Here is a 240-nt window from a genome sequence, read left to right as displayed (position 1 = left end):
CGGGCGAAATGGCCGATGAAGGCCCTTACGGCGACCACACCGGCTACTACAACGAAGTCGACAGCTTCCCGGTGTTCACCGTCGAGCGCATCACCCACCGGATCAAACCGATCTACCACAGCACCTACACCGGCCGTCCGCCGGATGAGCCGGCCATTCTCGGTGTGGCGCTGAACGAAGTGTTCGTGCCGATCCTGCAAAAGCAGTTCCCGGAAATTACCGACTTCTACCTGCCGCCCG

1 protein-coding gene is annotated in these 240 nt (G+C 61.2%); it reads left to right on the top strand.

Annotation, left to right across the window (positions count from 1 at the left end; all coding sequences use genetic code 11):
• On the top strand, positions 1-240 hold a 240-nt coding region (locus AC3XQU_RS24720), incomplete at both ends, for a UbiD family decarboxylase domain-containing protein (protein ID WP_489876739.1).

Source organism: Telluria sp. AZSoR62 (assembly GCF_058111565.1).
The sequence above is the reverse complement of the archived record's forward strand: the minus strand, read 5'-3'. Positions and strand labels throughout refer to the sequence as shown.